The following is an 18,634-nucleotide window of genomic DNA, read 5'->3' as shown; positions in this document are numbered from 1 at the left end:
CGGCGGGAGGGGGCGGCCTGCGTGGCCGTCCCCTCCCGCGCTTCCCGCTAAAATGGGGGGAATGACCACTCCCGAACTCACGCCGGATGAGATCGCCGCCTGCCTCAAGGTCCTCAACACGATCCACGTCTATGACGAAGAGCACCCGGACTACGTCGCCGTACGGCGCGCCACCGGCAAGATGTTCAAGGCCGTCAAGCGGCACCGGCGCAATGAGAAGCGGGATGCGATCGCTGCGGCGGACGGCGCCGTCATGGCACTGACGGCGACGGCCGCTCCTGACCGGATCGACGACGAGACGCGTGGCAACAAGCTCAGCAGCTCGGCCACCGGCGAGATCGCGGGGCACCTGATCCGCTCTCGTCCGTGCTACATCTGCAAGCAGCACTACACCCAGGTGGACGCGTTCTACCACCAGCTGTGCCCGGAGTGCGCGGCCATGAGCCACGCCAAGAGGGACGCCCGCACCGACCTCACCGGCCGGCGCGCCCTGCTCACCGGCGGCCGCGCGAAGATCGGCATGTACATCGCCCTGCGGCTCCTGCGCGACGGTGCGCACACCACCATCACTACGCGCTTCCCCAAGGACGCCGCCCGGCGCTTCGCCGCCATGGAGGACAGCGCCGACTGGCTGCACCGGCTCCGGATCGTGGGCATCGACCTCCGCGATCCATCGCAGGTGATGGCGCTCACCGACTCGGTCTCCGAGGCCGGGCCTCTGGACATCATCATCAACAACGCCGCCCAGACCGTCCGCCGTTCCGGCAACGCATACAAGCCGCTGGTGGACGCCGAGGACGAACCGCTCCCCGCGGCCCTGCTGCCGGCCAATGGCGGCCCTGAGCTGGTGACCTTCGGCCACGCGCACGACAAGCACCCGCTGGCCCTGGCCTCCAGCGTCATGGAGCACCCGGTGCTTGCCGGAGACGCCATCACCTCCCTGGCACTGTCCACGGGGTCCGCGTCCCTGGAGCGCATCGTGGCCGGGACGGCCATCGACGCGGGGGGCCTGGTCCCGGACCTGGCCTCGATCAACTCCTGGACCCAGGTGGTGGACCAGGTGGATCCGCTGGAGATGCTGGAGGTCCAGCTCTGCAACGTCACCGCCCCGTTCCTTCTGGTCAGCCGTCTCCGCGAGGCCATGCGCCGTTCCACGGCCCAGCGCAAGTACGTGGTCAACGTCAGCGCCATGGAGGGCCAGTTCGGCCGGAAGTACAAGGGCCCGGGCCACCCGCACACCAATATGGCCAAGGCCTCGCTGAATATGATGACCCGCACCAGTGCCGGCGAGATGTTCGAGAGCGACCGCATCCTGATGACCGCGGTGGACACCGGCTGGATCACCGATGAGCGCCCCCACTACACCAAGGTCCGTCTCATGGAGGAAGGCTTCCACGCCCCACTGGACCTGGTGGACGGAGCGGCCCGCGTGTACGACCCGATCGTGATGGGCGAGGCCGGTGAGGACCAGTACGGCGTCTTCCTTAAGGATTACAAGCCGTCACCCTGGTGACGATGATCACGTTCATGGCGCCTCCACGTGCCCTTGCATCGCCGGATCTGCGGCGCAAGGGTACGTGCGTGGTTGAATGTTCGGGTGCAAAACCACAATCTCACTCGCACTGAAGCCCAGGAACGGTCCGCGACGATCCGGACCCTCAGCTACGACGTCACCCTCGATGTCCGGAAGGCCGAGGATCCTGCGGCCACCTGGTTCCCGAGCCGGAGCGTCATCGACTTCGAGGGCACCCCGGGCGGATCCACGTTCCTGGACTTCATCGGCGAGAGCGTGGAGTCCGTGGCGCTCAACGGCAAGGAGCTGCCCGTCTCCGAGGTGGTGGACGGCAGCCGGATCCGCCTGTCCGGGCTGAAGGAGAAGAACCAGGTCACAGTGGAGGCCAGGGCCCTGTACAGCCGGTCCGGCGAGGGCCTGCACCGCTTCGTGGACCCGGCCGACGGCAAGACGTACCTCTACACCCAGTACGAGCCGGCCGACGCGCGCCGGGTGTTCGCGAACTTCGAACAGCCCGACCTCAAGGCCCGCTACACCTTCCACGTCACCGCGCCTGAGCACTGGCACGTGACCTCCAATGGGGTTCAGACCTCCCGCACCCCGCTCTCCGGCAAGGACGGCGCCGCGCGCTGGGACTTCGCGGAGACCCTGCCGCTGAGCACCTACATCACCGCGGTGCTGGCCGGCCCGTACTTCCGGGCCACGGACAGCTGGACCGGCAAGGACGACGCCGGCAACGGCCTCACGGTGCCGCTGGCACTCTACTGCCGGGCATCGCTGGCCGGATCCTTCGACACGGAAGAGCTCTTCGCTCAGACCAAGCGCGGACTGGACTTCTTCTCCGAACTCTTCGACTACCCCTACCCGTGGGGCAAGTACGATCAGGCGTTCGTGCCGGAGTACAACCTGGGCGCCATGGAGAACCCTGGCCTGGTGACGTTCACCGAGGAGTACGTCTTCGCCTCCAAGGCCACGCAGGCGCAGTACGAGCAGCGCGCCAACACGCTCCTGCACGAGATGGCCCACATGTGGTTCGGAGATCTGGTGACCATGCAGTGGTGGGACGATCTATGGCTCAAAGAGTCCTTCGCCGACTTCATGGGGTCACTCGGTGTGGACCAGGCCAGTGATTTCAGCACCTCCTGGGTGAACTTCGCCAACCAGCGCAAGGCGTGGGCCTACGTGCAGGACCAGCTGCCCACCACCCACCCCATCGTGGCGGACATCCCCGATCTGGAGGCCGCCAAGCAGAACTTCGACGGCATCACCTACGCCAAGGGCGCCGCCGTCCTCAAGCAGCTGGTGGCCTATGTGGGCTTCGACGCGTTCATCGACGGCGCCCGCCGCTACTTCCGCAAGCACGAGTTCGGCAACACCACGCTGGCCGATCTGCTGAACGAACTGGACGCCGCATCCGGCAAGCAGCTGAGCGGCTGGTCCGAGCAATGGCTGGAGACGTCCGGCATCTCCACGCTGAGTCTGGAGATCGAGGACCGGGACGGGGAGATCGCCTCCGCCGGCGTGGTCCAGCGTGCCAAGGACCCCGTGACCGGCCAGAGGGTCCTCCGGCCGCACCGCCTCCGTCTGGGCCTCTATGAGAAGGGCGACGACGGCGAGATCACCTGGGCGAAGACGCTGGAGCTGGACGTGACGGGCGCGGAGACCGAGGTGCCGGAGCTCGCCGGCCGGGCACGCCCCGCCCTGGCGCTTCTGAACGACGAAGACCTCAGCTACGCCAAGATCCGCCTGGACGATGTGTCCTATGAGACGGTGACCGGCAGCCTGGACAAGCTGAAGGACCCCATGGCCCGCGCCCTGGCCTGGAACGCGGTGTGGAGCGCCACCCGGGACGGTCTCCGGCCCGCCGCCGAGTACGTCCGCATGACGATGCGCTTCGCCCACACGGAAGAGACCATCGGCGTCCTCCAGTCCGTGCTGAGCAACGCCACCCTGGCGGTCAACCAGTACGTGCCGTCCAGCGCCCGGGACGGCCTCCGCGACGAGCTCCTGGACACCGCCGTCGCACGCCTGACGAAAGCGGCGGCCGGATCGGATGCCCAGCTGGCCTGGGCCCGTTGCGTCATGGCGCTCAGCCTACACAGCAAACGCGCCCTGAAACTCCTGACCGGCCTGCTCTCCGGCAGCCGCTCCTTCGACGGCCTGACCCTGGACACCAAGCTGCGCTGGGCCGCACTGGAGGCCCTGGCGGCCCACGGCCGTCTCGACGCCCCCGCGCTCGATGCCGAGCTGGCCCACGAAGACAACGCCGACGCCCGCGCCGGCCACGCCATGGCACTCGCGGCCCGGCCCACTGCGGAGGCGAAGGCCGGGGCCTGGGCGGCGTGCGGCACGGACACCACTCTCTCCAACCGGAACCTGAGCGCCACGATCGCCGGCTTCGCCACCGGTCCAGCCCGGCTCACCGCCCCCTACGAGGTGCGCTACTTCGCCGGGCTGACCACGGTGTGGTCGTCCCTGAGCATCGGGATGGCCAGCCGGATCGTGCTGGGATTCTTCCCCGGTTCCCAGGATCTGACCGCCGGGCAGGCGCCCGAGGCTCACCCCGCCGTCGTGCGCTGTGACGAATGGTTGGCCGCTCACGAGGAGGCCCCCCGCGCGCTGCGGCGCCTCATCCTCGAGGAGCGCGACAAGCTGGTGCGCGCGCTGCGGGCCCAGGCCGCGGGGATGGAACCCACGAAGGCCTGAGCCGCCGGGTGCCCTCAGGGGACCCGGTGCAACCACTCCTCGGTGCTGAACTTGGCCGTCGCCAGATCCCTGGCGGCGGCCAGTTCCGTCTCCGTCAGGCGCGTCCGGGCGGCGCCGTAGCGTTCCTGGAACACCTGGATCATGACGTCGATGATCGCCAGACGGTCCATGCCGGCCTGCCGCTTGAGCGGGTCCACGCGCTTCTTGGCGCTGCGCGTGCCCTTGTCGGAGAGCTTCTCCCGGCCGATCCGCAGGACCTCCACCATCTTGTCCGCGTCGATGTCGTAGCTCATGGTGACGTGGTGCAGCATGCCGCCGTTGGCCAGGCGCTTCTGGGCGGCGCCTCCGATCTTGCCCTGGTCCGTGGCGATGTCGTTCAGCGGCACGTAGCGTGCCTGCACGCCCACCCGGTCGAGGGCCTCGAGCACCCAGGCGTCGAGGAAGGCGTAGGAGGCTTCGAAGCTCTGCCCGTCCACCAGGCTCTGCGGCAGGTACAGCGAATAGGTGATGCAGTTGCCGCCCTCCATGAACATCGCTCCCCCACCGCTCACCCGGCGGACCACGTTCACGTGATGCTTCGCGACGCCGTCGGGGTCCAGCTCGTTGCGGTAGGACTGGAAGCTGCCGATGACGACGGCGGTCTCCGCCCAGTCCCAGAAGCGCAGGGCGGGGCGGTGCTCGCCGTCGCCGACGGCCCGGGTGAGAACCTCGTCCAGGGCGACGTTGACCTCGGTGGGCAGGATGCTGGGCGGGATGACCTCCCATTCGTGGTCCCACCAGGTGCTGGCCAGGCCGAGCGCGCGGCGGACTGCGGTGGCCACGCCTTCCGGCGTGATGCCGAAGAGCTGGGTGTTCACGGGCAGGGCGTCGTGGACGCGGGCGGTGAGGGCCGACGACGGCGAGTCGGCCAGGGAGCCGAGGAGCGCGGAGTTGATGGCGTCCAGGGCCTCGTCCGGCTCCAGGAAGAAGTCGCCGCTGATGGACACGCCGCTGAGCGCGCCGTCCGTCACCTCCAGATCGGCGACGACCAGCTTTCCTCCGGGGACCTTGAACTCACCATGATGCGTGGACATGGTTTCAGGCTATCGCGCGAGCAGCCTTACGGAACTGTGCGCTTAAACGCGGAAGGGACCGCAGCCAGGCTGCGGTCCCTTCCGGGTGGGCAGGAAGCTTACTTCTTGCCGAAGTTCTTGAAGCGGGCGTTGAAGCGCTCGACGCGACCGGCGGAGTCCATGATGCGCTGCTTGCCCGTGTAGAACGGGTGCGACTCGGAGGAGACCTCGACGTCGATGACGGGGTAGGTCTTGCCGTCTTCCCACTCGATGGTCTTGTCAGACGTGGCGGTGGAGCGGGTCAGGAACTTGACGCCGGAAGCCAGGTCGTTGAAAACGATCGGCTGGTACTTCGGGTGGATATCAGACTTCATCAGTGGACCTTCGTTCGCGCCGCTGGATTTTGCCAGCAGCAGGGATGATGTTCGGCCAGGACGGCCAGCTATCGACTTTACAGCATCGAGGTGCGCCGGACCAATCGGCGGGATGGCTCTGCGACGTGCCTTTCAGTTGATGATCTCCGCGCGGTCATCGGCCCGGATCGCCGCGATGCGGTCCCGCCAGCTCTGCAGGGCCTCCGGAGTCAGACGTGTCCAGTCGGTGACCTACTCCAGGATCCTCAGCGGTTCCTTGCTTCGGTACGAACGCGTCGGATTGCCGGCGAACTTCTTATCCGTGACATTGGGATCGTTCTCGAACTCGCCCGTGGGCACCACGAGGTAGACGTGCGGTTCGCCGTCGACCGCGGCGATCTCCGCCGCCAGGCCCGCGCCGTCCCGCAGTGCGGTGAAGTAAATGTGGTTCATCACCACCTCCGGCCGGTAGTTGGACCGGAAGCCCGCCGATAGCAGGTCCCCCGGTTTCAGTTCGGCGGCCGTTCCGTGGAAGAACGGACCAGGATCCAGTGGGTCGTCCATGCAATCACGGTACCAACGGATCCAGGTGGCGTCAGCGGCTCCGGCCGGCCCGGGTCAAAGGTCCGGAGCTCACTGCCAGGTTTCAGGGCCGCGGGCGAAGCGGCGGCCGCTGATGGTGTGCGGCGTGATCTGGACGTACAGGTATTTCACCGTGGGGATCCACGAGGGCAAGGGGAGCTTCCGCGCAGCCTCGATGAGTTCTGTGTCCTGAATCGTTTTGGCCGTGCCCTTCACGATCACGCTCCAGGCGGTCTCGTCGTCGTAGCCGTCGGCTTCGAGGACCACGTTCCGGTTGATCGTCAAATGCACGAGCTTGCTGCCTTGAGCTGTCTTGAAGATCACCTGCCGGTCGTGTAGGTAGTAGTTGATCGGGAAGATCTCGGGTATGTCCCCGACACTGACCGCCAGTCGGCCCAGCTCCGAGGCAGCCAGTAACGCCCATGAATCCGCCGGTTCCAAGTCTTCGACCGGGTGGTCCTGATCAAGCGCCATCATGTCTCCACTCCGCACCTTGGGGCTTCCCGGGTGCTTGTCGTCATCGATGAGTGCTTCACCGACAGGTCCCTTCCCATTGTCCTCCCGGACGCCATCCCACGGGGCCGAGAACCTCGAGAATTCACGGATGAACCGGCTCGGCCACTGTTCCGGGGAGTAGACTGAAGGTATGTCGGGAGGTCGGGACCGAGAAGGAGAAGGCGTACCGTCGAAAACCCAGCGAAGCCTTTCACCGGATCCCAACGATCCGGATGCGGCGACGGTTCGTCGCAACGAAGAAGACGCTACGGAGGGCTGGGACAACGAGGGCGGACACGATGATGCTCACCCCCTGGACGAATAGCGCTCGCTTGAGCGCGCGACCATAGCCGCCACCCACTCTGTGGAATCGACAGCGCAGCAATACGAAACGGCGGCGTCAGTCATGCCCAGCACAACACCCTCCGAGCCTCTCGCCCTCAGCGGCGTCCTCGCCTCGGCTCTTCCCTCCGAACTCGGCACGGCCCGTGCCCCTTCCCGGTACACGGTGCCGGCCGTCTTCACCCGGAGACCTGAAACCCGCGAAATCTACTTACTCCGTGGGGACGATGTCCGGCAGAGACTGAACAACGCAGGATACCCGGCAGTCGAGTTGCAGGTCTCCGATAGGCGCCTGCTCATCACCAACACCAACCTCGATGAACTCAAACGCGGACTCGCCCTCGTCATCGGCGACATTCTCGCTCAGATCTCGGCCGAGGTTCTGCAGGAGTGGACGACACGCGCCGAACGACTGACGTCTCAGGCCCACGAAGAAGAACTGCGACTGAACGAGGTCAAGGCCGCAGCCGCAGAAATCGTGTTTAACAGCAGCGCCTGGTCCCAGCTGTAAGGAGAGCATTGTTCCTGCCACCCCGGATGGCCGCGGTCGGTCCGCTCAGAAACCGGGCGCCCGGCCCATAGCAGCAAATTCCTGGCTTAGGAGCATCATGATCAGGAAATACCGAAGGCCAGCTAAGCCCATCGAGGTCACCGACCCGGCAATCGGGCCAGGCGTTGCGCAGTATGGTGGGCTGGCACCGCGATCCACGAGGCGGCGCATTGCCGAAAACTCCAGTGCTACAAACTCTGAACCGCGAGCCAGAACCGCCACTGAGAACACACGCCTTGTCAAGGCGAGCAGTCGGTCAACTGTGCTCTGCACCCGGGTGCACGAGTCGTTGAAGTACGCCATCAGAACCATCGCACTCCAGGACCACGTCAAAGAATCCGACATTGTGCTTAACGCCCTCGAGGCCTACGTCAGAGACCGTCCCGCCGGATGATCGCCCGCTCCTTGCAGCGCCGGGAGCGTAGAACAGGCATGAGGGAATTGTGCCCGACTTCGAGGGTCGCACCGAACCTCTCAGCTATTGGAGGTACAGGTGAACACCGACCATATCGCGGTCCCGGTACGAAACAACCCCATCGTGGAGCGATTCGTCACCCTTCAAGGACAGATCAACGGTGCCGGTCTGCTGGCTCGCCATCGCGGCTTCTACGTCACCCTCTTCTCGCTCCTCCTCTTGGCCTACGGGGCGGCATGGGCCGGATTCGGCCTCATCGGCAACTCAGGCTTTCAGGTCCTGATCGCCGTGGCCCTGGGCGTGCTGATGACCCAATTTGCCTTCCTGGCCCATGAAGCGGCCCACCGGCAGATCTTCACCACCTGGAAAGCCAATGACTGGTTCGCACGGCTCGTCGCGATCTGTCTAGCCGGTATCAGTTATGCGATGTGGCAGCAGAAGCACACCCGGCACCACTCCAATCCGAACGTGATCGGCAAAGACCCGGACATCCGCCCGGGGTTCGTCGTCTTCTACGATGAAGCGGCCGCGGCACGACCACGCGTGCTGCATTTCATTGCCAAGAGACAGGGCTACGTCCTCTTCCTGCTCCTGCCGTTCCTGGGCATCAGCCTGCAGGTGGACTCGTACCGTCACCTGCTCGGCAAGGGCCGCGTCGATCACCGTGCTCTGGAGCTGGCGATCTTGACCGTGAGGATCTGCGCGGTTCCGGCGTTGGCCTTCGTCTTCCTCCCCGCGCCCCTGGCCATCGCGTTCACACTGATCCAGCAGGGCGTATTCGGTTTCTACATGGGAGCCACGTTCGCCCCGAACCACAAGGGTATGAAAGTCTTCGCCGCAGGCGACAGGGTGGATTTTCTCACCCGGCAGGTCCGTTCCTCCCGCAACATCACCGGCAACTGGGCCATGGACTTTCTCATGGGCGGCCTGAACCATCAGATCGAACACCACCTCTTCCCCACCATGCCACGCCCAGCCTTGCGACAGGCCGCTGCCATCGTCCAGCGCACCTGCGCCGAGGAGGACATCCCGTACACCAGCACCACGCTACGCGCCTCGTACCGCATCGTCATCAAGTACCTCAATGCCGTCGGCCACGGCCGAGGATCCGTCTTCGACTGCCCCCTCGCCAACAACTTGCGCCAACCGCAGGACCCAGGCAGACTGACCTCTTCTGGCAAGCCACGCTCACCCTGATACGTCGCAACAACTACTGAATTGGGCGGAAAGCAGGTCCGGCCCCTCGATGAACATACGATGAGGCACGTCAGTCGCAAGGACCACACCATGAACACGAACAACGGCCTCTCACGCTCCCGGTGGCCCCTGCGCCTGGAAGGCGTCCTCTTCTCTGGTATCGCCGACGGAATTGAAGAAGACCCACGTGTGAGGAAGTACAACGTCCCAGCCATACTCTCGCGACGGACCACTGCCGCCGAGAAACAGCTGATCAATCAGATCGGTACCACCGGCTAACTCGCCGCAGCCGGATATCCGGACGTCGGTCTCATCCTCAATGACCGGTGCCTGGAGATCACCAACACCACCCTGAAGGAGCTCAAGGGCGGGCTCGCCCTGCTGCTCGGAGCACTGATACAAGACCCCGCCGAGGTGGGGGCCGACGAGTGGAACCCTCTATCCGAGCCCGGTCCGCACCGGACGGAAAGCAAACGTGAGCGACTCCGGAAATCCGCCTCCGAAGTCCGGTTCTACTGACCACGCCTGCAGAAGCCGCAAACGACCCAGCACCGATGCGAGCTCTCCGCGGGTCGTGGAGAACGGAGTACCGCCGGCTGGTCAGCCTACCGGTCCGAGCGCGTCGGAAAACTCCCAGTGACGGCGCTCGGCCGGGTCGAGGTCCCGGTCGTGGCCGTTGCGGATCGGCCCTGCTCGCCCCAACCGCGCTCAGCGGGCCCGCAGCTCCCAGAACGCGACGGCGGACGCCGCAGCGACATTGAGCGAGTCGACGCCGGGGCGCATGGGGATCTCGACGGCGACGTCGGCGGCCTCCAGCGCGGCCGGCGTCACCCCGGCGCCTTCCGTGCCGAGGATCAGCGCCAGCTTCTCCGGATTGCTCGCCGACAGCGCGTCGATGGTCAGCGACTCGTGCGTCAGCTCCATCGCCGCCACCGTGAAGCCCGCAGCCTGCAGCTCCGCGATCCCGTCCGGCCAGGACTCCAGCCGCGCCCACGGCACCTGGAACACGGTGCCCATGCTGACCCGGATGGATCGCCGGTAGAGCGGATCCGCGCAGCGCGGGGTGACCAGCACGGCATCGATGCCCAGGCCCGCGGCACTGCGGAACATCGCCCCGAGGTTGGTGTGATCCGTGATGTCCTCCAGCACCGCGAGCCGCCGCGCGCCGTCGAGCACTTCGGCCAGCGCCAGCGGCTCCGGGCGCTCCATGGCGGCCAGAGCGCCCCGGTGGAGGTGGAATCCGGTGATCTCCTCCAGGAGGGCGGGCTCCCCCACGTACGCCGGGACGTCCGGGAACCGCTCCAGCAGGTCCTGCAGCTCCCCCAGCCATTTCGCGGTGAGGAAGAACGAACGGGGACGGTGCCCTGCGGCGATGGCCCGGCGGACCACGCGGGAGGACTCTGCGATGTAGAGTCCCCGCTCCGGCTCGGTCTTCAGGCGGAGCTGGACGTCGGTGAGCTTCAGGTAATCGGAGACCCGGGGATCCGCGGCGGTCTCGAGAAGGATGACAGGCACGTCAGAGGATTATGCCAGCAGCTTGGACACCATGACGGCCAGCGCCACCAGGCCGAGGACCACGATCACGGAGCGCAGCACCACCGGCTTGAGCTTCTGGCCGACCTTGGCCCCCACCACACCGCCGATCAGCGAGGACACGGCGATGATCAGGACGATGGACCAGTCGATCCGTCCGAAGGCGAAGAGCAGATACGACGCCGCCGCGACCAGATTGACCGCCAGCACCAGGAAGTTCTTCATGGCATTGGCCTGCTGCATGGTCCCGGCCATGAACACCCCCAGGATGCCCACCAGCAGCACGCCCTGAGCGGCCACGAAGTACCCGCCGTACACTCCGGCCAGGAACACCAGGACCACCAGCAGCGTGCCGTGGCTCTTGTCCTTCAGCGCATTGCCGGGCACCTGCTCCCGGTTGCGGACCCACGCCTGGAGCTTGGGCTGGAACACCACCAGCAGCAGCGCGGCCACGATCAGCACCGGCGCCACGTACTGGAAGACCGACTCCGGCAGGTGCAGGAGCAGATACGCACCGGTGATGCCACCCAGGACGGAGGCCGGCAGCAGGCGCCCCAGCGTCCGCCAATGGCCGTCGAGCTGCTTCCGGTACGCGATCGCGCTGGAGAACCCGCCGGCGATCAGACCGGTCGCGTTACTGATGGACGCCGTCACCGGCGCCGTCCCCAGCGCCACCAGCACCGGGAAGGTGACCAGAGTGCCGGACCCGACGACGGCGTTGATCGTCCCCGCCCAGAGACCGGCGATGAAGATCAGAACGCCATGCAGCCACTCCATGAAGCGGTCCTAGGAGCGGGCGCGCGCGGTGTAGCGGCCGCTGTCCTGAGTGACGGTGAGCTCCAGGCCGAACGTCTCACTCAGATTCGCTTCGGTCAGCACCCCGGCGATCGGGCCCGCGGCGACCACGCCACCGGCGCGCAGCAGCAGAGCGTGCGTGAACGACGGCGGCACCTCCTCGAGGTGGTGGGTCACCAGGACGGTGACGGGCGAGTACGGGTCGGCTGCGAGCTTGGACAGTTCGGCGACGAGTTCCTCACGGCCGCCGAGGTCCAGGCCGGCGCCCGGCTCGTCCAGAAGCAGCAGTTCCGGGTCCGTCATGAGTGCGCGGGCGATCTGGGCACGTTTGCGCTCCCCCTCGCTCAGCGTGGCGAACTGACGGTTCAGCAGCGGCCCCATGCCCCACTCATTCAGAAGACGGAAAGCACGGCGCTCATCGGCGCGTTCGTAGCCTTCACGCCAGCGCCCGGTGACGCCGTACGCGGCGGTGACCACGACGTTCAGGACGGTCTCATCCTCCGGGATGTGGTTGGCCAGAGCGGCCGAGGACAGGCCGATGCGGGGGCGGAGTTCGAACACGTCCACGCGTCCCATGCGCTCATCCAGGATGTCCACGGTGCCGTCGCTCGGGTGCAGCCGGGCCGCGGCGAGCTGCAGCAGAGTGGTCTTGCCGGCGCCGTTGGGGCCCAGCACCACCCACCGCTCGCCCTCGTTGACCTGCCAGGAAACGTCGTTCAGGAGTGTCTTCTGGCCTCTCCGGACCGAGACATGGCTCAACTGCAGGACTTCGCTCATAACATGAAACCCTAGCGAAAACTCAGGTTCCGTGGATAACCGCAACGCTGGCTACGATGGCACAATGCAGTCACACTTCACCGCCCTTGCCTATGCCCCGGAACTGAACGACGCCGCCCTCGAAGCGGCCGCATCCGTGATCGGCAGGTTCGGTGCCGTGGAGGGGCCGTGGCGGGCCGTCCCCGTGGAGGGTTTCGAGGCCTCCGAGCTGGCCGTCGTCGCGCCGGCCGAGGAGAACGCCGCTTCCGTGGTGCCGGAGCAGTGGCTCGTCACCGTCCGCGAGGCACTGGCCAAGGCCGCGCTGGGCGTGGACGTCGCCGTCGTGCCCTCCGGGCTCCGGGAGGCGGATCGCAAGTTCCTCATCATGGACGTGGACTCCACCCTCATCCAGCAGGAGGTCATCGAGCTCATCGCCGCCCACGCCGGCAAGGAGGCCGAGGTGGCCGCCGTAACAGAGGCCGCCATGCGCGGCGAGCTCGACTTCGCCCAGAGCCTGCACCAGCGCGTCGCCCAGCTGGCCGGCCTCCCGGCCACCGTCCTGGACGAAGTGCGACGGACCGTGAAGCTGAGCGTCGGCGCCCAGCGGCTCGTGGAGTCCTTCCACTCCGCAGGGCACCGCGTGGCCGTCGTCTCCGGCGGCTTCAACCAGGTGCTCAAGCCGCTGGCCGAGGACCTCGGCCTGGACTACTGGCTGGCCAACGAACTGGAGGTTCAGGACGGCGTCCTGACCGGCCGGGTGGCCGGCGACGTGGTGGATCGCGCCATGAAGGCGAGCAAGCTGCGCGAGTGGGCGCAGGCCGCCGAGGTGCCGCTGGACGCCTGCTTCGCCGTCGGCGACGGCGCCAACGACCTGGACATGCTCGCGACCGCCGCGCTCGGCGTCGCGTTCAACGCCAAGCCGGCCGTGCAGGCCGTGGCCGACGCCGCGATCAACCTGCCGAACCTGGACGCCGTCGCCGTCCTGGCCGGGGTGCCGTTGCGCTGATACGCGCCCTGCGCTGAACCGTTCCTTTCAACAGCTGAGGGCCGCCTTCCCGGACGGGAAGGCGGCCCTCAGCTGTTGCGGCAGGCTATTTCTGGAAGTGGCCCGCGCCGCCGGCGTACTCGGTGTGGCCCGTGGAGACGTCGGCGGAGACCATGCGGGCCACCTCGGCGCCGAACTCCTCCACCGTGAAGAGCTTGCCGGCCTCGGCACGGCGCTCCTCGATGGCGCCCGGGCGGGCGCGGTCCAGCAGGGTGGCCGTGACAGTGCCCTCGATCATGTCACCGGAGATGACCACGAAGCTGATGCCCTTGGCCTCCAGCTCCGGGATGAACTCGCGCAGCGCGGTCTCACCGGCTCGCTTGCTGCGGGCCACCGGCTCGTACTCCGGCATGGTGGGGACCGTGTCGATGAAGTGGGCCTGGTGGCTGGTGACGAACACCACCCGCGAACCGGCCGGCATGACGGCGGTGGCGGTCTTGAGCATGTTGACCTGCGCGTCGCGGTTCAGGCGCAGCGCGTAGTCCTCGCCCAGGCCGGACTCCATGCCGCCGGAGGCGTTCAGGACCAGGATGTCCAGGCCGCCGAAGTTCTCCTGCGCGGCGGCGACGAGCGCCTCGGCGCCGCCCTCTGCGGTCAGGTCACCTGCGACGGCGACGGCGCGGCCACCGGCCTCGGTGATCTGCTGCACCACCTTGTTGGCGCGGGGCGCCTTCTGGCGGTAGTTGACCACCACGCCGGCGCCCTCGGCTGCCAGTGTCGCGGCCACCACGGCGCCGATGCCGCGGGAGGAACCCGTGACGATTGCGGACTTGTTGTCGAGAATTCCCATGTGCTGCTCCTTGGAATCGTGAAAAGTGTGGAAGATCAGTGGCCCATGCCCAGTCCGCCATCCACGGGGATGACGGCGCCGGAGATGTACGCGGCCTCGTCGCCGGCGATCCAGCGGACCACGCGGGCGACCTCTTCGGGATCGGCGAATCGGCCGGCCGGGATGGAGGCCAGGTAACCCTTCTGGGTGTCCTCCGGCAGTTCGGCCGTCATATCCGTGTTGATGAAGCCGGGGGCCACCACATTGGCGGTGATGCCGCGGGAGCCGAGCTCACGGGTCAGGGAACGGGCCATGCCGACCAGGCCGGACTTGGAGGCGGAGTAGTTGATCTGGCCCGGGGAGCCGTAGAGGCCCACCACGGAGGAGATGAAGACCACGCGGCCCTTGCGGAGGCGGATCATGCCCTTGATGGCGCGCTTGAGCACGCGGAAGGAGCCCGTGAGGTTGGTGTCGATCACCGAGGTGAAGTCGTCTTCGCTCATGCGCAGCAGGAGAGTGTCCTTGGTCACGCCGGCATTGGCCACCAGCACCTCGACGGGGCCGTGGGCCTCTTCGACCTGCTTGAACGCCGCATCGAGGGAGGCCTCATCGGTCACGTCCGCTTGGACGCCCAGGATGCCCTCCGGCAGCTCGGTGACGCTGCGGTAGGTCACGGCGACCTTGTCCCCGTTGGCCAGGAACTCCTTGGCGATCGCCAGACCGATGCCCCTGTTTCCCCCTGTGACCAGGACACTGCGGCCCGTGGCGCTCTGCTCGCTCATGCGCGATCTCGCTTCCTCAATGCTGACGTGAACACGAGGAATCATATCGGTCCGCTCGTTTTTGGGCTGATGCCGCACGGTGAGACAATGAAGGTGAAGTGCAGGGAGCGTGAGTGGAAACCGTGACGAAGCCGAAGGGCGCCGGTCGGCAGAACAAGCCGGGCCGTGACGCCGAGGTTGTGAGCATCACCGACGCGGGGGCACCGCACTCTGATGAGATCCGCAGCAGGATGATCAAGTACGCCACCGCGATGGGCATCCGTATGGCCTGCCTGGGTCTGCTGTTCGTCCTGGACGGCTGGTTCAAGCTCATCGCCGTGGCCGGCGCGGTATTCCTCCCCTGGATCGCCGTGGTGATCGCCAACGGAGGCGACATGGCGGAGGCGCCCAGCGAAAACCTGATCGGTGTCCCACTCCAGGGGGAACTGCCCGCGGAGGCCGGTGAGGCGTCCGACGACGGCGAGGGCACCGGCGTCGACGATTCAGACGACGGCGTGATCCAGGGCGAGATCCTCAGTGAGCGGGACCGCCGCGACGGCGGGGACACCGCATGAGTTTCTTCGACGCCCTCGCCCGGGGCGGGGCCGCACCGCAGGCCGCCCCGGAGGCGATCTGCTCCCGCAAGGGCTGCCGCGCCGGCGCCACCTGGTCGATCCTCTGGAACAACCCTCGCATCCACCCACCGGAGCGCCGCAAGATCTGGCTGGCGTGCGATGAGCACCGTGGCTGGCTCCAGGACTACCTCCAGCAGCGTGCGTTCTGGAAGGACACCGTGCCCTTCACCGTCCCCGCGGACGCCACCCCCTCCCCCAGCGACCCGGAAGGCTGACGCCGGATGTACCGTTTCCTCTTCTCCCGCCGCTGGCTCACCTATCTGGGGCTCGCCGTCATCTTCGCGATCGCGTGCGTCTTCCTGGGCCGCTGGCAGATGGGCCGCATGGAGGAGACCGACGCGGTGGTCAAACGCATTTCGGACAACTACAACTCCACGCCGGTGGCGTTTGACCAGGCCAGGCCGCTGTTCCAGCAGATGGACCAGGACAAGGAGTGGAGCCAGGTCCGCCTCACCGGGCACTACCTGGCCCAGGACGAACGTGTGGTCCGCAACCGGCCCATGAACAGCCAGCCGGGGTACGAGCTGGTGGTCCCCTTCCGCCTGGACTGCGGCGAGACGGTCATCGTGGACCGCGGCTGGCTCCCGATCGGCAACAAGGAGAACGGCCGACCGGACAGCATTCCGGCAGCGCCCGCCGGTGAGGCGACCGTGGTGGTCCGCATCCGGCCGTCCGAGCCCACGCTGAACCGAGGCGCCCCGAGCGGGCAGATCGCCTCCATCAACCTTCCACAGTACGCCCAGCAGCTGAGCTACCCGGTTCTGCAGGGCGCCTACGGCCTCATGGTGAGTGAGTCCCCGGCCCCGGCCATCGCCCCGGCGCCGCTGCCCATGCCGGCCGTGGACAACGGCACCCACCTCTCCTACACGCTCCAGTGGTTCGCGTTCGGCGTGCTCATGCTGATCGGCTTCGGCTACGCGGCACGCCAGCAGGCGCGCAATGACGCGCTGGACGCCGAGGACGCTGAACTCGCGCAACTGGCCGCCGACGGCGAGGCGTGCGACGGCGGGAACCTCACCGCGGTCGCGTCTGAGGCCTCCGGTGAGGCCCCGGCGTCGCACACGGCCGCGAAGTACTGGCGGCAGAACCGCAAGAAGGCCGATCGCAAGCAGGCCCTGCGCCGCGCTTCCGGCCGCCGCAACGCCGAAGATGAAGAGGACGCCCTCCTGGACGCGCAGGGTTTTCAGTGAGCCAGGGTTTTCAGTGAGCCGGCACCGTCACTGACCCACCCCGGTGACGGCAAGGCCCCCGGGACCACACGGTCCCGGGGGCCTAGCCGCAGCCACGCCCACTCAGGCGAGGGTGATGAGATCCAGGTAGTCGGCGTTCCAGATGTCCTCGACGCCGTCCGGCAGCAGCACCACGCGCTCCGGGTTCAGCGCCTCCACGGCGCCCTCGTCGTGCGAGACCAGGACGACGGCGCCCTTGTAGTTCGCCAGGGCGCCCAGGATCTCAGCGCGGCTGGCCGGGTCCAGGTTGTTGGTGGGCTCGTCCAGGAGCAGGACGTTGGCGCTGGACGCCACGATGGTGGCCAGTGCCAGACGGGTCTTCTCACCACCGGAGAGGACGCCGGCCGGCTTGTCCACGTCATCGCCCTGGAAGAGGAACGAACCCAGGATGCTGCGCACCTCGGTGTCCGTCATGTGGGCGGGAGCGGAGGAGCGCATGTTCTCCAGGACCGAGCGGTCGTGGTCCAGGGTCTCGTGCTCCTGGGCGTAGTAGCCGATCTTGAGCCCGTGGCCGGCCACGACCTCGCCGGTGTCCGGCTTGTCCACGCCCGCGAGCATGCGCAGGAGCGTGGTCTTGCCGGCGCCGTTGAGGCCCAGGACCACCACGCGGGAGCCACGGTCGATGGCCAGGTCCACGTCCGTGAAGATCTCCAGCGAACCGTACGACTTGCTGAGCCCCTCCGCCGTGAGCGGGGTCTTGCCGCAGGGCGCGGGCTCCGGGAAGCGGAGCGCGGCCACGCGGTCCGCGGCCCGCACGTCCTCCAGGCCGCCCAGCATGCGCTCGGCGCGCTTGATCATGTTCTGCGCCGCGGTGGCCTTGGTGGCCTTGGCACGCATCTTGTTGGCCTGGTCGAGCAGGACGGCGGCCTTCTTCTCCGCGTTGGCGCGTTCGCGGCGTCGTGCACGCTCGTCCGTCTCGCGCTGGGCGAGATACCGCTTCCAGCCGATGTTGTAGTAGTCGATCGTGGCCCGGTTGGCGTCCAGGTGGTACACCTTGTTGACCGTGGCCTCGAGCAGCTCCACGTCGTGGCTGATCACGATCAGCCCGCCCTGGTGGCCCTTGAGGAAGTCGCGGAGCCAGGTGATGGAATCGGCGTCGAGGTGGTTGGTCGGCTCATCCAGGAGCATGGTGTCCGCGCCGGAGAACAGGATGCGGGCCAGTTCCACACGGCGGCGCTGACCGCCGGAGAGGGTCTTGAGCGGCTGGTTCAGGATGCGCTCGGGCAGGGCGAGGTTCGCCGAGATCGTGGCCGCCTCGGACTCGGCCGCGTAGCCGCCGGCGGCGAGGAATTCGGCCTCGAGCCGGTCGTAGCGGTTCATGGCCTTCCGGTGGATGGCCTCGTCCTCGCTGGCCATCTCCGTCTGCGCCTTCTTCAGCTTGCGCATGATGACGTCCAGGCCTCGGGCCGCGAGGATCCGGTCCCGGGCCAGCTGCTCCATGTCCGGGGTGCGGGGATCCTGCGGGAGGTAGCCGATCTCGCCGGAACGGGTGACGGTGCCGGAGGCAGGGAGCCCCTCGCCGGCCAGGACGCGGGTCAGCGTGGTCTTGCCGGCGCCGTTGCGGCCGACCAGCCCGATCTTGTCCCCTTTGTCGATGCGGAACGTCACCTGGTCCATGAGCAGGCGCGCGCCGGCGCGCAGTTCGAGGTCTTGGACGCTGATCACAGGAGTGCCTTCCGCTGGGGTGGTGTCGGGGCCCTGTTTCCACGGACGACGACGGCGGTCGCCCGGAGGCGGTGCGTCACGTACTGCGAGGGTTCCCCCAGCCGTTGGGCCTGGAGGGAACACGGGGCCGTATCGATTCTACCGGTTCCGCCCGCGCCAGGCGGCGGCGGGTGGCCGACCGCGACCCGACACCCTTGCGGAAAGCTCCAGGGCTTCGCCGTACGTCTTTGTAGGGACCCCA

18 protein-coding genes and 1 pseudogene are annotated in these 18,634 nt (G+C 67.3%); 9 read left to right on the top strand and 10 right to left on the bottom strand.

Annotation, left to right across the window (positions count from 1 at the left end):
* Positions 1 to 61 precede the first annotated feature (61 nt).
* Together Q9R02_RS01485 and pepN are read left to right on the top strand one after the other, a co-directional pair.
* The gene (locus tag Q9R02_RS01485; RefSeq protein ID WP_305994866.1) at positions 62 to 1,513 is read left to right on the top strand and encodes an SDR family NAD(P)-dependent oxidoreductase; all 1,452 of its coding nucleotides are present in this window, start codon (positions 62 to 64) and stop codon (positions 1,511 to 1,513) included.
* 84 nt (positions 1,514 to 1,597) lie between these two features.
* The gene (pepN, locus tag Q9R02_RS01480; RefSeq protein WP_305994865.1) at positions 1,598 to 4,219 is read left to right on the top strand and encodes an aminopeptidase N; all 2,622 of its coding nucleotides are present in this window, start codon (positions 1,598 to 1,600) and stop codon (positions 4,217 to 4,219) included.
* 14 nt (positions 4,220 to 4,233) lie between these two features.
* Here pepN and lplAB read toward each other — a convergent pair whose 3' ends face one another.
* From lplAB to Q9R02_RS01460, 4 genes and pseudogenes are all read right to left on the bottom strand, one after another.
* Positions 4,234 to 5,292 (bottom strand): lipoate-protein ligase LplAB, encoded by a 1,059-nt coding sequence (gene lplAB, locus Q9R02_RS01475; protein WP_305994864.1) that lies wholly within the window; start codon positions 5,290 to 5,292, stop codon positions 4,234 to 4,236.
* Between the two features lie 98 nt (positions 5,293 to 5,390).
* Complete coding sequence (locus Q9R02_RS01470; protein ID WP_305994863.1) at positions 5,391 to 5,645, bottom strand: type B 50S ribosomal protein L31; 255 nt, start codon at positions 5,643 to 5,645, stop codon at positions 5,391 to 5,393.
* Positions 5,646 to 5,879: 234 nt separating this feature from the next.
* Positions 5,880 to 6,188, bottom strand: a pseudogene (locus Q9R02_RS01465) (NAD(+)--rifampin ADP-ribosyltransferase); the annotation flags it as partial.
* Between the two features lie 69 nt (positions 6,189 to 6,257).
* On the bottom strand, positions 6,258 to 6,683 hold the full coding sequence (locus tag Q9R02_RS01460) for a pyridoxamine 5'-phosphate oxidase family protein (RefSeq protein WP_305994862.1): 426 nt from the start codon (positions 6,681 to 6,683) through the stop codon (positions 6,258 to 6,260).
* Positions 6,684 to 7,107: 424 nt separating this feature from the next.
* On the opposite strand from Q9R02_RS01460, the gene Q9R02_RS01455 reads away from it, so the two are divergent.
* The 3 genes from Q9R02_RS01455 to Q9R02_RS01445 all read left to right on the top strand — a co-directional run bounded on the left by Q9R02_RS01455 (position 7,108) and on the right by Q9R02_RS01445 (position 9,484).
* Positions 7,108 to 7,554, top strand: a complete 447-nt coding sequence (locus Q9R02_RS01455; RefSeq protein WP_305994861.1) for a hypothetical protein — start codon at positions 7,108 to 7,110, stop codon at positions 7,552 to 7,554.
* Between the two features lie 532 nt (positions 7,555 to 8,086).
* On the top strand, positions 8,087 to 9,205 hold the full coding sequence (locus Q9R02_RS01450; RefSeq protein WP_305994860.1) for a fatty acid desaturase family protein: 1,119 nt from the start codon (positions 8,087 to 8,089) through the stop codon (positions 9,203 to 9,205).
* 90 nt (positions 9,206 to 9,295) lie between these two features.
* Positions 9,296 to 9,484 carry a hypothetical protein gene (locus tag Q9R02_RS01445; protein ID WP_305994859.1) on the top strand — a complete coding sequence of 63 codons (189 nt, stop codon included), beginning with the start codon at positions 9,296 to 9,298 and terminating at the stop codon, positions 9,482 to 9,484.
* Between the two features lie 429 nt (positions 9,485 to 9,913).
* On the opposite strand, the gene Q9R02_RS01440 is transcribed toward Q9R02_RS01445, so the two are convergent.
* Genes Q9R02_RS01440 through Q9R02_RS01430 form a run of 3 tightly spaced genes read right to left on the bottom strand, consistent with a single transcriptional unit; the run spans position 9,914 to position 12,310 of the window.
* Positions 9,914 to 10,720, bottom strand: coding sequence for a TrmH family RNA methyltransferase (locus Q9R02_RS01440; RefSeq protein ID WP_305994858.1), 807 nt, complete (start codon positions 10,718 to 10,720; stop codon positions 9,914 to 9,916).
* Positions 10,721 to 10,729: 9 nt separating this feature from the next.
* Positions 10,730 to 11,515: a sulfite exporter TauE/SafE family protein gene (locus Q9R02_RS01435; RefSeq protein ID WP_305994857.1), complete on the bottom strand. Its 786-nt coding sequence runs from the start codon at positions 11,513 to 11,515 to the stop codon at positions 10,730 to 10,732.
* Positions 11,516 to 11,524: 9 nt separating this feature from the next.
* Entirely contained in the window at positions 11,525 to 12,310 is a 786-nt protein-coding gene (locus Q9R02_RS01430; protein WP_305994856.1) for an ABC transporter ATP-binding protein, read from the bottom strand.
* Between the two features lie 64 nt (positions 12,311 to 12,374).
* Between Q9R02_RS01430 and serB the strand changes: the two genes are divergently transcribed.
* The gene (gene serB / locus Q9R02_RS01425; RefSeq protein WP_305994855.1) at positions 12,375 to 13,295 is read left to right on the top strand and encodes a phosphoserine phosphatase SerB; all 921 of its coding nucleotides are present in this window, start codon (positions 12,375 to 12,377) and stop codon (positions 13,293 to 13,295) included.
* 85 nt (positions 13,296 to 13,380) lie between these two features.
* Here serB and Q9R02_RS01420 read toward each other — a convergent pair whose 3' ends face one another.
* Both Q9R02_RS01420 and Q9R02_RS01415 read right to left on the bottom strand, forming a co-directional pair.
* The gene (locus Q9R02_RS01420; protein ID WP_305994854.1) at positions 13,381 to 14,124 is read right to left on the bottom strand and encodes an SDR family oxidoreductase; all 744 of its coding nucleotides are present in this window, start codon (positions 14,122 to 14,124) and stop codon (positions 13,381 to 13,383) included.
* Between the two features lie 35 nt (positions 14,125 to 14,159).
* The gene (locus Q9R02_RS01415) at positions 14,160 to 14,885 is read right to left on the bottom strand and encodes a beta-ketoacyl-ACP reductase (protein WP_305994853.1); all 726 of its coding nucleotides are present in this window, start codon (positions 14,883 to 14,885) and stop codon (positions 14,160 to 14,162) included.
* Between the two features lie 113 nt (positions 14,886 to 14,998).
* Here Q9R02_RS01415 and Q9R02_RS01410 point away from each other — a divergent pair, with 113 nt between their 5' ends.
* The 3 genes from Q9R02_RS01410 to Q9R02_RS01400 are packed head-to-tail and all read left to right on the top strand — an operon-like array spanning position 14,999 to position 16,689.
* Positions 14,999 to 15,439: a DUF3099 domain-containing protein gene (locus tag Q9R02_RS01410; protein WP_305994852.1), complete on the top strand. Its 441-nt coding sequence runs from the start codon at positions 14,999 to 15,001 to the stop codon at positions 15,437 to 15,439.
* Positions 15,436 to 15,714, top strand: a complete 279-nt coding sequence (locus tag Q9R02_RS01405; protein ID WP_305994851.1) for a hypothetical protein — start codon at positions 15,436 to 15,438, stop codon at positions 15,712 to 15,714. The genes Q9R02_RS01410 and Q9R02_RS01405 overlap by 4 nt, the downstream gene beginning before the upstream one ends.
* A gap of 6 nt (positions 15,715 to 15,720) precedes the next feature.
* Positions 15,721 to 16,689 carry an SURF1 family cytochrome oxidase biogenesis protein gene (locus tag Q9R02_RS01400; RefSeq protein ID WP_305994850.1) on the top strand — a complete coding sequence of 323 codons (969 nt, stop codon included), beginning with the start codon at positions 15,721 to 15,723 and terminating at the stop codon, positions 16,687 to 16,689.
* A gap of 102 nt (positions 16,690 to 16,791) precedes the next feature.
* On the opposite strand, the gene Q9R02_RS01395 is transcribed toward Q9R02_RS01400, so the two are convergent.
* Positions 16,792 to 18,393: an ABC-F family ATP-binding cassette domain-containing protein gene (locus Q9R02_RS01395; RefSeq protein ID WP_305994849.1), complete on the bottom strand. Its 1,602-nt coding sequence runs from the start codon at positions 18,391 to 18,393 to the stop codon at positions 16,792 to 16,794.
* Between the last annotated feature and the right edge of the window lie 241 nt (positions 18,394 to 18,634).

It is taken from the genome of Arthrobacter horti (genome assembly GCF_030731045.1).
Classification (GTDB): Bacteria; Actinomycetota; Actinomycetes; order Actinomycetales; family Micrococcaceae; genus Arthrobacter_E; species Arthrobacter_E nanjingensis.
Note: the sequence above shows the minus strand (reverse complement) of the source record. Positions and strands in the feature narration are given on the sequence as shown.